Consider the following 12841-nt stretch of genomic DNA (forward strand, 5'->3'; position numbering starts at 1 on the left):
TTACAAATATTGGACAATCTGTAAAGCAATGTTTATGGTATTTGGATTGTTTATTATACTATTCGCACAAGTCATGCTTTGAAAGTTGCTTATTTTAAATTATATTTGGTTTACCCAAAATAAAACAACTTTCATTAATGACACAAAAGAAAGAGGATGCCGATAAGGTTCTCCAAAATTTCCCTATTGTTGGAATTGGCGCTTCTGCGGGAGGCCTAGATGCTTTTATTAAGCTGATCAGTCATATACAAAAGGAATCGGGCATGGCATATGTCATTACACAGCATTTGCCTTTGCCAGAAGAAACAAGCCTTGCTGAAAGATTATCAGAAGCAAGCAAGATTCCTGTCGTTGAGATTATCAATGATATCGTTTTTGAGCCAAATCACATCTATATCATACCCGAGAACCGTGTTTTGGTAACCGAATACGGAGTATTGCAACTATCTTCCAGAAGCAGGAACGAAAGAAAGTTTCTTCCCATAGATACTTTTTTTACTTCGCTTGCAGAAGTATACAAGAGCTGGGCAATAGGTATTTTGCTTTCAGGCAATTCCTCCGATGGAACAACTGGTCTCAAGGTGATAAAGGAATTTGGCGGAGCGACCATAGCACAGGATCCTTTGACTGCCTTGCACAGTAATATGCCTCAAAACGCAATTGACAGTGAAGCGATTGATTATATTCTTGCTCCTGAGGAAATCCCTTCACAGCTGCTGCACATACGCCATTCTTATGAAGCCAGTTATGCCTATACCGAGATAGAGCACGTGCCGGAAGACGAAGAGGAAATGCTGTCGGAGATCATCAAGATCATCTATTCGCGGACGGGAAATGATTTCCGCCATTATAAACAGCCTACCATCCGCCGTCGAATCGCGAGGAGAATGGTGGTGACCCAAAAAGAGGAACTAAAAGATTACTTGAATTTCGTTCGCAATGAGAGAAGCGAACAGGATGCCCTGTTTAATGATTTATTGATTCCGGTAAGTTACTTTTTCCGTGATTCTAAAATATTCGAATCTTTAAACGATACCATTTTTCCGCAACTTGTACAGAACAGTAATGGCAAGACACTCCGAATCTGGGTGGCAGGCTGTTCTACTGGAGAAGAAGCCTATTCATTGGCTATAAGCCTCCATGAATTCCTTTTGAGCCGTAAGCAGGATATAAAAGTGCAACTGTTTGCTTCAGATATTTCAGAGCGGGTCATCACCAAGGCAAGGGCAGGAGCATATGCCTTGCACGATTTGCAGAATGTATCGGAAGCCCGATTGGCCAATTACTTTACGAAAAGGGAAGGTACCTATCATGTCAACAAAGTCATCCGTGAGATGTGTGTGTTTGCGGTACACAATTTTATAAAAGATCCGCCCTTTGCAAAGATCGATATGGTTTCGTGCAGGAACGTTTTCATTTATTTTGATTCATTCCTTCAAAACAAGGTGCTCAATACATTCCATTATGCCTTGAAGGAAAACGGTTTCTTGTTTCTTGGCAAATCAGAAAGCGCCATCAACGTTCCACACCTTTTTGAAGCTGTGGCAAAGCACGAGAAGCTGTACATGAAAAAATTCAATACGGCAAAATACAGTGCAGAGGTCAAGACGGTGCCGATTTTGAAAGAAAAACCTAATATGGAACTGAAGCATGTTCCTGATACCGATTTCAGGAAAACAGCTTCGGATATTCTCTTTTCGCAGTTCACCCCTGCCGGAGTAGTGATTGATGAAAGTCAGGAGATCGTACACTTTTATGGTGATACTAGTCCTTTTTTATTGCCTTCACCGGGGAAACCTAATTTCAATATACTGAAGATGGCGCGCGAGGGCATCAGTTTTGAACTCCGAAATGCTTTGCTGAAAGTAAAGGAAACAGGCGAACCGGTAAAGAAAGAAAATGTGAGGGTCAAGAACCAGCATTATTTGGCAGATGTAGAAATCATTCCGCTTAATAGCGATGACCATTATCAGATGATAGTTTTCAAGAAAAGGGAGATTATTACTCAAGATGAGGATGATACCAGTAAACGCAAGACGGCAGAACAAAAACGCATAGCCGAATTGGAAAGCGAACTCACACAACTCAAAGAAGACATAAAACGGGTTACTGAAGAACAGCAGATTGCCTTTGAAGAACTCCAAACCACCAATGAGGAGTTGTTGAGCAGCAGCGAAGAATTGCAGGCCTTGAACGACGAACTGGAATCTGCGGCTGAAGAACTGCAATCCAACAACGAAGAGCTGATGTGCGTGAACGATGAGCTGCGTGACCGCCAAGAACAACTGACCTCTTTGGGCAATTACGCAGAATCAATTATACGAAGTGTACGCGATCCATTGATTGTGTTGGACAAGGAACTGCGTATTAAGAGTGCGAATCCGGCCTTTTATGATTATTTCAGAAAAGCAGAAATCGACACCGAGGGGAAATCGTTTTTTGATATAGGAACGTCACAATGGGATGTTTCGGAATTAAGGGAAGCCTTGAAAAAAGTGTTTGAGGAGAAGTCGACCATCGATGAATATAAGATCAAGACCTTGTTTCCGCAAATTGGGGAAAGGAATCTAATCCTTAATGCAAGAAGTGTTATAGATGTTGCGCCGGCGGAAATGATACTGATTACTTTGGAGGATATTACCGACCTAGAGAAAAATAACGATAAGCTACTTCTTAAAAATACCGAATTGGAACTCTACAACGAGCAGTTGCAGTCTTTCAGCTGGGCGGCAAGCCATGATCTGCAGGAACCCTTGCGCAAGATTTCTATGTTTGCAAAAATAATACTGGAGGAAGACAAGGGTCTTTCTGAAAAAAGTATGTATAATCTCGAAAGGATAGTGGTTTCTACAGAAAATATGCGCCAGCTTATAGAAGATTTAATGAGCTATACCCGAACCATCGCCATAGAGAACGAATTCAAGAAAACAGATTTGAATGTGTTGCTCAAGAAAACTGTAGGTGATTTGAAGGATATTATCAAAGAAAAGGAAGCGGTTGTTACAGTTGAAGCTATGCCAAAAATAGCAGTGTTGCCACAGCAATTGCAACAACTTTTTTCTAACCTGATCATCAATTCTATCAAATACAGCAAAGACGATGTACAGCCACAAGTTACAATAACAACTGATAGCGCCACAAATGATGAAATCAGTTCAATGGGAGGAAATCCTGAGTTGGAGTACATTAAGATCTTGGTGAGCGACAACGGTATTGGCTTTAATGAGGGTCAATCAGAAAAAATATTTGATGCCTTTTTTAGGCTACACAGCAAGGATAAAATTCGCGGAAGCGGTTTGGGGCTTGCCTTATGCAAAAAGATTGTCAACAACCATAATGGCTTTATAAAAGCCACCGGAAAGGAAGATGAGGGTGCAACAATCTCCATTTTTATTCCCAGCAAAACCATTTAAAAATTAAAAGCGAAAAGATATACTTTTCGCTTTTTTTTATGAATACTTACTTTGTTCGGAGCAACAAGATTATTTTCGATGAGGTATCAGTAATTTCTCAAATGATGTCAGTAAAATTAAATTGTTTAATAGGATTAAAAAGAGATCGAAATGCTAATATTCCATCCAGTTTTTAATGAGAGGTATTCTGCTTTTTATAAAATTGGGCGTGAAGAATGAATTGGACCAATCATCGAAATTCTCCTGATGGAAACCAAAATAGAACAGCCAAAAGCCTAGACCGAAATATTTGATGGATTTTATTTCATCATCGGTTACTGGTTTGGTTTTGCGATAGGCCTCAAGGAATACACTGAAGCATCTGTCGGCTTCATTCCGCGTTAACTTTCCGTAATAAACATCCAGAAAAAAATGAACTTGGAAGGTCATGATATCGTTTATTAAATATCCTTGTCCAGCAAAATCAAAGTCAAAAAAAGTGAGTTGATTTTCTCCTTGAAAATGAAAATTTTTAGGCAAGAAATCATAGTGGCAATAGCCATAACTGAAGCTTGATAAGTCAAATTTTGACAGTTCTTGTACAGCCAATTCAGCGATTTCAACAAGATAGTCATATTCAGGTTTCAGTTCTTTAAATACGGGCTTTATTACTTTTAAAGGCTCTTGTAATGTAGATGCAATTGTGTATTTTTTCCTCGTATAATCCAGTTCAACTTTAGAAGACAATTGATGTAATTTTGCCATTTCTTTGCCTACAAGTTTCAATTGCTTATCATTCATCAAATAAATATTTTCTCCTTTCGCATAAGTGAATAGTGCGCCATATCGAATACCTTCGGCAGCATTAAATTCTTGAAGATAGTTACCAGAAGCATCTTTGATTGGGTAGGAAACACTTGCTTTGTTCTTGTGGAGATACTCTAAAAGCTGCATTTCGCCCATAATCTCATCATGTGAACGATGTTTATCCCTGTAAATTTTAAAAATATACTGTTCCGCAATTGTTTCAACCAAATAAGTATCACTTACATTGTGTGTGATCAGTTTGCAATTGGTTATTGCAAAACTATATTGCTTTGAAAAGTGTTCTTGCAAGGCCTTAGCAGAAAGTAATGAGTATTGTGTTGGGAAAACAGTCATGATAATTCTTTTAAAAGAAAAGGAAAGAGCATAAAAAAAGGACAAAGAGTGTTTAAACTTCTTTGTCCTTTGTGGTGGGCGATGAGGGGTTCGAACCCCCGACCCCCTCGGTGTAAACGAGGTGCTCTGAACCAGCTGAGCTAATCGCCCTGAATGCGAGTGCAAATATACACTATGATTTTATATTTGCAAGACATTTTGAATAAAAAATTATTCTTTTTTTATATCCTTTAAAAGAACTCTGTCGGAATAATTGATGACTTCTACGGTAATGTTCTCATTTTTAGAATTTTTACCTTCAATGGTGTACAGTTTACCAGCTCCTTCTTTAATATTGCTTCTGTCAAAATCTACATCACCGTAGGTAAGTGTGTTTTTGATATCAACAGAGTCAATCCAGCTTTGTGTCAGTTTTTCCTTTGCAACATCAGAATAATGGAAGGGTTTGCTTCTCAAATCCTTTAAAACTCGGGCATTTGGGAAATAACTGCAACTGGTTTCTTTTCCGTTCAAGATGAAAAATAGGAATACTAAACCAATAGAAAATCCGGCAATATAGTAGGCGAAACGCTGATAGAACTTCATTTGTTTAAATTTTGTGCAAAGGTAAGCCAAACGCCATTAAAACACAATTAAATTGATGTCACTGTTTGGAATTCCGAACCATTCGCCAATGGCTTTGTTGGTAAGGATTCCGTGGTAGAAATAAACTCCGTGCTTTAGTCCGTTGTTGCATCTGATGGAGCTTTCAATACCTCCATCTTCGGCAATTTGCAAGAGGTAAGGAGTGATGATATTGCTGATGGATAATGAAGCCGTTTTTGAATATCGGGAAGGAATATTAGGTACACAATAATGAATTACTTCGTGTTTGATAAAAGTTGGCTTTTCATGTGAAGTCACTTCCGAAGTTTCAAAACATCCGCCGGTATCAATGCTGACGTCTACAATTACGGCACCTTTTTTCATGTGTTCGACCATTGTTTCGGTTACAATAATCGGACAACGGTCGCGACCTTTCATCGCGCCAATCGCAACATCACAACGGCGTAATGCTTTTAGTAACGTTTTTGGTTGTATGGTTGAGGTATAGACACGCTGGTTGAGATTGTTTTGCAGTCTTCGTAATTTGGTTATTGAATTATCAAAAACTTTTACGCTTGCACCCAATCCGATGGCGGTTTTGGCGGCAAATTCACCAACGCTTCCAGCACCTAGAATCACTACATCAGTTGGAGGAACTCCGGTAATATTTCCGAACAAGAGACCTTTTCCTGATTTATTACTGATCATCAATTCGGCCGCAACTAATATTGAAGCTGTTCCTGCAATTTCGCTTAAGGATTTTACTGCAGGATAAGTCCCGTCATCGTCTTTGATGAATTCAAAAGCTAAGGCAGTAATTTTTTTCTTATGAAGTGCTTCAAAATAGTTAGCTTGTCGTGTTTTAAGCTGAATGGCAGAAATAATAATCGTCTGTGGATTGATCATTTCTATTTCTTCAATCGTTGGTGGTTCGACTTTTAAAATCATCGGACAGCCGAAAACTTTCTTCGTGTCTTTTGTAATTTCGGCACCAGCATCGCTGTATTCCTTGTCGGAATAACTTGAAGCTTCGCCTGCACCTGACTCTACCATTACCCTGTGTCCGTGTGATGTAAGCGAATTCACCGCATCAGGAGTCAAACAAATTCTTCGTTCCTGAAAAGAAGTTTCTTTTGGAAGGCCAATAAAAAGTTCGCTCTTGTGTCGGGCGATTTCTAGCTTTTCTTCCTGAGGAATGAGTTGCTGTTTGGTAAATGGAGATAGTGACATAATTGTACCTAAAAATTAATGGTCTAAATTACGCAAAAAGTTGAAATTCGAGAAGTGAATTGTTGGAATTTTATGTGCGATTTTAAGAAATGTTTAAAGTACACAAATAGTTTCCTAAATAGCCCTGATTGAAGTGGAAATCCTTTTTCAATTGCCTCGGGTTTAAACCCGAAACAATTGAAAAAGATTGAAGCGGAAAGCAGGAAAATGCCCCGAAGCTTCGGGACAAATATGCCTAATGTTTTGCTTCTAATTACCTTAAAACAAGCTTCCTATTTCCGTTGCTCAATAATTTTATATCTATGACAGAATGCTGTTGTGGAATCAACGACGGAATTTTTTCGGCCCATTCGATAAAGCACCATTCATCTGAATAAAGGTATTCGTCTATGCCAATATCGTAGGCTTCAGCTTCATTTTTGAGTCGGTACACATCAAAATGGTAAACGAGTTTTCCGTTTTCGGCTTCGTATTCGTTTACGAGCGAAAAAGTTGGACTACTTGTAGCATCTTTCACGCCAAGCGCCTTTGATAATGCTTTTATGAAGGTCGTTTTGCCAACTCCCATATCGCCATTGAAGAGAATCACTTTTTGTGGATTTTGTTTTAAAACTTCCTGAGCAACTTGATTTATCTGTTCAAGTGAGAATTCTATTTCCATTGTATTTCAGAACAATAAATTTTTATTTTGGATTAAAAACTAAAAACGGAACAATCATTTCTTCGAGTGAAATGCCACCATGCTGGTAGGTATTTCGGTAATAACTCACGTAGTGATTGTAATTGTTGACGTAGGCCAAGAAGTTATCATTTTTAGCAAAAATATACGAACTACTCATGTTAATCGTTGGCAATCCTATGGCTTTAGGATCTTTTACCGCATAAACATCGCGGTCCTCATACGTCAAACTTCTTCCGGTCTTATAACGCAAGTTCAAGCTGGTATTTTTGTCACCGATTACTTTGGAAGGATTTTTTACGTTAATGGTTCCGTGATCGGTAGTGATGATGAGTTTGAAACCCAATTTTTGTGCCTGCTGGATGATCTCCAAAAGAGGGGAATTCTTGAACCAGCTCAAGGTCAAGGAACGATAGGCCTTGTCGTCCGAAGCCAATTCTTTCACCACATCCATTTCGGTTTTGGCGTGCGAAAGCATGTCTACGAAATTATAAACCACGCTCACCAAGTCGTTGTTTTTTAACGCTTTGAAATTTTCAGCGAGTTTTTTTCCACTCGCTAAGTTTGTAATTTTAAAATAATCCTGTTTGATGTTTAATCCCAAACGTTTTAAATGTGCCGTAAGAAACTCTGCTTCATAAAGGTTTTTTCCACCATCGTCCACATCGTTTTTCCAATATTGTGGGAATTGCTTTTCCATGTCAATTGGCAACAATCCTGAGAAAATAGCATTTCTGGCATATTGTGTAGCAGTTGGTAAAATGGCATAATACGGAACTTCTTTTTCCAGTTTATAGTGATTGTTGACCGCACTTTCAAAGACTTTCCATTGGTCGTAACGTAAATTATCGATTACGACAAAAAGCACTGGTCGGTCTTTTTTGGTTATTTCTGGAACCACCAATTCACGGAAAAGGGTATGGGATTGAATAGGTTTGTCGGCTTTTGGTGCAAACCAATCTTCATAATTTCTTTCGATAAATTTTCCGAATTGCGAATTGGCTTCGATCTTTTGCGATTCCAATATCTCCACCATATTTTGGTCGTCGATGTCTTCGAGTTCGATTTCCCAATACAATAGTTTTTTATACAACTCAAACCAATCTTCGTATGAATTTACCATTGAAAGCTCCATTGCAATCTTTCGAAATTCCTTCTGATAATCTAAAGTAGTTTTTTCAGAAATCAATCTCGAATGGTCCAAATTCTTTTTGATACTCAATAAAATCTGGTTCGGATTTACGGGTTTTATCAGATAATCGGCAATTTTAGAACCGATTGCTTCCTCCATAATATATTCTTCCTCACTTTTTGTAATCATGATTACTGGAGTAGAAGATTTCTTTTCTTTGATTTCCTGAAGCGTTTCCAAACCGCTCATTCCAGGCATGTTCTCATCCAGGAAAACAATGTCGAAATTGCCTTCGTCGAACATGTCAACTGCATCTCGACCGTTGTTGCAAGTGGTTACATTATAGTTTTTTTTCTCCAAGAAGAGTATGTGTGGCTTGAGCAAATCGATTTCATCGTCCACCCAAAGTATTTTTATCTGATCCATTTAATTGAGGTAAAATTCTGTTACTAAGTTAGTGCAATTTAACATTTATTGGTTGGGTTGGTTCTTAATATTTTTGTAAATCTTTTTGCCACAAAGGCACCAAGGCTCAAAGTTTTTTAAAACAAAAAACTCCCAAAAAGGGAGTTTAGTATATGTATAATTAAAAAAGATTACTCTTCCATGGTGTGGTAAACGTTTTGAACATCGTCGTCCTCTTCGATTTTTTCTAGAAGTTTTTCAACATCAGCTACTTGTTCTGGCGTCAATTGTTTGGTTACTTGCGGAATTCTTTCAAAACCAGAAGAGAGGATTTCAATCTTGCGGTTTTCCAATTCTTTCTGGATGGCACCAAAACTTCCGAAAGGGGCATAGATCAAGATTCCGTCTTCGTCGGCAAAAATTTCTTCTGCACCAAAATCAATGAATTCCAATTCCATTTCTTCCACATCGATTCCTTCTGCTGGGATTCGGAAATTACAAGTATGGTCGAACATAAATTCAACCGAACCTTGAGTTCCCATTGTTCCGTTGCATTTGTTGAAATAGCTTCGGATGTTGGCAACGGTTCTATTGTTATTATCGGTAGCAGTTTCAATCAAAAGGGCAATTCCGTGCGGTGCATATCCTTCGAACAAAACTTCCTTGTAGTTCGCAGTATCTTTATCGGTCGCTTTTTTAATGGCACGTTCCACATTTTCCTTTGGCATATTGGCAGCCTTGGCATTTTGCATAACGGCTCTCAAACGGGAATTCGCTTCCGGATTTGGTCCGCCTTCCTTAACGGCCATTACAATATCTTTTCCAATTCTGGTAAATGCCTTGGCCATTGCTGACCAACGTTTCATTTTTCTACCTTTTCTAAATTCAAAAGCTCTTCCCATTTCTAAAAATTATTTTAACGGTTGCAAAAATAGTGTTATTCCTTCTTTATATCAAAAATGTTTGAGCCAGAATAAAAGTTATTGCTTAAATTTTTTATAATCATTAATGATATTGATGGCTTCTTCTAGGTAAGGATTACTTTTGATGTCCTTCAATTTAAAGGTATTTATCTCACGCTGAAAATCGTCCGAAGCCAATTTTTTAGTGTCATAACTAGTATTGTAAATAAGCAGGCTGTTTTCTTTTTCAGTAGCATTTTTCACTTTTTCCCATAAAGAATCAATGTCGTGCACTTCTTTAAATACATCAGTAAAAGTCAATCTAACGGGGTTTCGAGGTTTGTTATAAGTAAAATTAATCTCCTCGTTGATGCTTTTCAATTCTTTAAAACGCAAGTCGTTATCGATCCTAGTTTTACTCAAATTAATGATTTCCGAGGTGATATTTTTCGGCAACGGATTGTATTTTGTACTCGTAGTAATTGCATTGTATGGCAAAGCTGTTTTAAAACTGTTTTCCCTTTTAATCAAACTATCAAACAATACGGGAGCAAAAACATCCGGAATGATGCCTTTTATTTGGTGGCTTTCGCCCGAAATGCGATAAAACTTCTCAATTGTTAGCTTAACAAAATCATTTTCGTTGTTCTCTTCCAAAGGCATAATTGTCTGCATTGAGGCTTTTCCTAATGAAGTCGAACCCACAATTACCGCACGATTATAATCTTGTAACGCTGCCGCAAAAAACTCGCTGGCAGAAGCCGAATAGCCGTTCATCAAAATCACGATTGGACCATCATAAATCTCACCTCGAAAAAAATCATTGATGATGTTTTGATTGTGATTGTTATCCACCAAAACCGAAATGGGGCCTGCATTAACAAACATTCCGGCCAACTTGATAGCTTCGGCCATCGATCCGCCGCCGTTGTTTTGTAAATCAATTACAAGTCCAGAAATATTATCTTTTTTCAGTTTAGCAATTTCCTTTGCCACATCATCAGCACATCCTTTTGGACTCCTTTCATCGAAATCAGCGTAGAAATTTGGAATCTTAATGTAGCCCACCTTTGCATCTTTCTCCGCAATAAAACTATAAACCGCGTTTGCAGTGGCTTTCATCACTTTTTTCTTCAATAAAACGGCTATTGTTGTGCCGTTTTTCTTGCGAAGCGTCAACTCAATTTGTTTATTATGATCCGAAAAAATCATTTCGCCAATTGTTTCCATCGAGGAACACGAAACCCAGTATTCTTCACCTTTGGTATTGGAAACTTTGGTTACAACATCGCCCACTTCAATCTTACTGTTTCGAGCTGCCGGACCTCCTGGAACAATCTCTTCAATCACAATTTCATCCCTTTCGTTCATCGAAACTTCAATTCCCAACGACAAATTACTGGTAGACAAACCCGACAAGAAGCTTGATTTTGCATCAAAGGAAAAGTAGTTGGAGTGGGGGTCAAAGTAATAGCAGAACGCATTCAGGAAATCATTTTTCAAGATACTTTTAACACCATTTTTATTGTTCAGAATGCTATTGACCTTGCATAAATTGGTATCAAAAACCCTTTGCTTGATTGTCTTTTCAATTTCTGTAAAGTGAAGTTGCAACGAGTCGGCATTTTTGCTCAGTTTTGAAATGTCTTCCAAAATATCAAACCGAAGCCTCTTTTTCCAAACCCGATCAAAATCATTTTCAGTCAAATCAAACGGAAATTGATCTTTTGAGAATTTCACACTGTCCTGCGAATTATAATCCAGTGACACCGTTTCTAGTTTTTCAAGAACGCTTTTCTTCCTTTCCAATGCTTTCTTATAAATAGAAACAAAGTCATTCATAAATGAACAATCATTTTTAGCAATATAATTATCAATTAAGAGGCGGTGCTTACTAAGTTTTTCATATTCAGATTTCGTGAAAATATTCCTATTCTCATCCAGTCCGTCAATGAATTTATCAAAAACAAAAACCGAAAGACTGTCGTCCACCGGTTTCGGCTGAAAGTGATTTTCCTTTACAAGAGCATTTATTTTAGAAAGCGTTTCACACATCTTGTCGTTCGACTGACTCGAAACGGATAGGGGCAACAGCAACGAAAAAAGTAAAATTCTCTTCATAATCTTCACTTTTACAACAGCTATTTCGGGTATTTTATAGTCTGTTTTTGGAAACATCAAGGTATAAAAAAATCACTAACAAGTAGTGATTTTTTTTATGCGCTCAAAACGTATGTTCTGCATCAATTATTTCTTGTAAAATGGCATTTTTACCACCTTCGCAGGAACATCATTTTTCCTGATTCTGATAAAAATTTCGCTGTCAACCGTAGAGAAAGGAGTCGTTACATAACCCATCCCGATACCTTTGTTCAACGACGGCGCCATCGTTCCAGAAGTTACAATTCCAATCACGTCACCGTTTTTGTCCACGATTTCATAATCCTGACGCGGCACACCTCTGTCCAACAATTCAAAGCCAACCAACTTTCTAAAAACACCAGCCTCTTTCTGAGTCTTCAGGTTATCAGAATTCACAAAAACCTTCGTGAATTTCGTGATCCATCCCAAACCAGCCTCAAGTGGCGAAGTCGTGTCGTTGATATCATTTCCATAAAGGCAGAAACCCATTTCCAAACGCAAAGTATCTCTTGCCGCCAAACCAATTGGCTTGATGCCAAAAGCAGCACCCGCTTCAAAAACCTTGTTCCAAACCTGCTCAACCTCGTCATTCTTGCAGTAAATTTCAAAACCACCAGAACCAGTATAACCCGTAGCAGAAATAATCACATTCTCAATACCAGCAAACGGCCCCACTTCAAAATGATAGTAAGGAATACCAGCCAAATCCACAGAAGTCAACGATTGCATCGCCTCCACAGCCTTCGGCCCTTGAATGGCAAGCAAAGAATACTCATCCGAAAGATCCTTCATATCCACACCTAAATCATTGTGCGACGAAATCCACGCCCAATCCTTTTCAATATTCGAAGCATTCACCACCAATAAATATTGCTCCTCCTTCATTCTATACACAATCAAATCATCCACAATACCGCCATTATTGTTCGGCAAGCAAGAATATTGCGCACGGCCAACAGTAAGCGTCGAAGCATCATTCGAAGTCACCTTCTGGATCAAGGCCAATGCATTCGGACCCGTCAACAAAAATTCCCCCATGTGCGAAACATCAAAAACACCCACGCCGTTCCTCACAGCCTCATGCTCCGCGTTCACACCCTCATACAAAATAGGCATATTATAACCCGCAAACGGCAAAATCTTCGCCCCTAAACTCTCGTGTATGTGCTTCAATACAGTATCTTTCATCATAAAGTAGTTAAAATTTTAAAGT

At 38.5% G+C, this 12841-nt stretch carries 9 protein-coding genes and 1 tRNA gene; 1 reads left to right on the plus strand and 9 read right to left on the minus strand.

Annotated elements, in window-relative coordinates; genetic code table 11:
- Positions 1–137 precede the first annotated feature (137 nt).
- Positions 138–3413 carry a CheR family methyltransferase gene (locus ACI6PS_RS01340; RefSeq protein WP_421010740.1) on the plus strand — a complete coding sequence of 1092 codons (3276 nt, stop codon included), beginning with the start codon at positions 138–140 and terminating at the stop codon, positions 3411–3413.
- Positions 3414–3566: 153 nt separating this feature from the next.
- On the opposite strand, the gene ACI6PS_RS01345 is transcribed toward ACI6PS_RS01340, so the two are convergent.
- The 9 genes from ACI6PS_RS01345 to gcvT form a co-directional block, all read right to left on the minus strand.
- Positions 3567–4553 (minus strand): phosphotransferase, encoded by a 987-nt coding sequence (locus tag ACI6PS_RS01345; RefSeq protein ID WP_421010741.1) that lies wholly within the window; start codon positions 4551–4553, stop codon positions 3567–3569.
- A 72-nt stretch (positions 4554–4625) separates the two neighbouring features.
- Positions 4626–4703 (minus strand) — tRNA-Val (locus ACI6PS_RS01350).
- A 60-nt stretch (positions 4704–4763) separates the two neighbouring features.
- On the minus strand, positions 4764–5138 hold the full coding sequence (locus ACI6PS_RS01355; protein ID WP_421010742.1) for a DUF4258 domain-containing protein: 375 nt from the start codon (positions 5136–5138) through the stop codon (positions 4764–4766).
- Positions 5139–5174: 36 nt separating this feature from the next.
- Positions 5175–6368, minus strand: a complete 1194-nt coding sequence (locus ACI6PS_RS01360) for an alanine dehydrogenase (RefSeq protein ID WP_421010743.1) — start codon at positions 6366–6368, stop codon at positions 5175–5177.
- Positions 6369–6621: 253 nt separating this feature from the next.
- Positions 6622–7029 carry a tRNA (adenosine(37)-N6)-threonylcarbamoyltransferase complex ATPase subunit type 1 TsaE gene (gene tsaE / locus ACI6PS_RS01365; protein ID WP_421010744.1) on the minus strand — a complete coding sequence of 136 codons (408 nt, stop codon included), beginning with the start codon at positions 7027–7029 and terminating at the stop codon, positions 6622–6624.
- A 22-nt stretch (positions 7030–7051) separates the two neighbouring features.
- Positions 7052–8605 (minus strand): response regulator, encoded by a 1554-nt coding sequence (locus tag ACI6PS_RS01370; RefSeq protein WP_421010745.1) that lies wholly within the window; start codon positions 8603–8605, stop codon positions 7052–7054.
- 170 nt (positions 8606–8775) lie between these two features.
- Positions 8776–9486: a YebC/PmpR family DNA-binding transcriptional regulator gene (locus tag ACI6PS_RS01375; protein ID WP_026704877.1), complete on the minus strand. Its 711-nt coding sequence runs from the start codon at positions 9484–9486 to the stop codon at positions 8776–8778.
- A 78-nt stretch (positions 9487–9564) separates the two neighbouring features.
- Positions 9565–11607: a carboxy terminal-processing peptidase gene (locus ACI6PS_RS01380; RefSeq protein ID WP_421010746.1), complete on the minus strand. Its 2043-nt coding sequence runs from the start codon at positions 11605–11607 to the stop codon at positions 9565–9567.
- Positions 11608–11733: 126 nt separating this feature from the next.
- Positions 11734–12816 (minus strand): glycine cleavage system aminomethyltransferase GcvT, encoded by a 1083-nt coding sequence (gcvT, locus tag ACI6PS_RS01385; protein ID WP_421010869.1) that lies wholly within the window; start codon positions 12814–12816, stop codon positions 11734–11736.
- Between the last annotated feature and the right edge of the window lie 25 nt (positions 12817–12841).

It is taken from the genome of Flavobacterium sp. PLA-1-15, from assembly GCF_049060005.1.
GTDB lineage: Bacteria > Bacteroidota > Bacteroidia > Flavobacteriales > Flavobacteriaceae > Flavobacterium.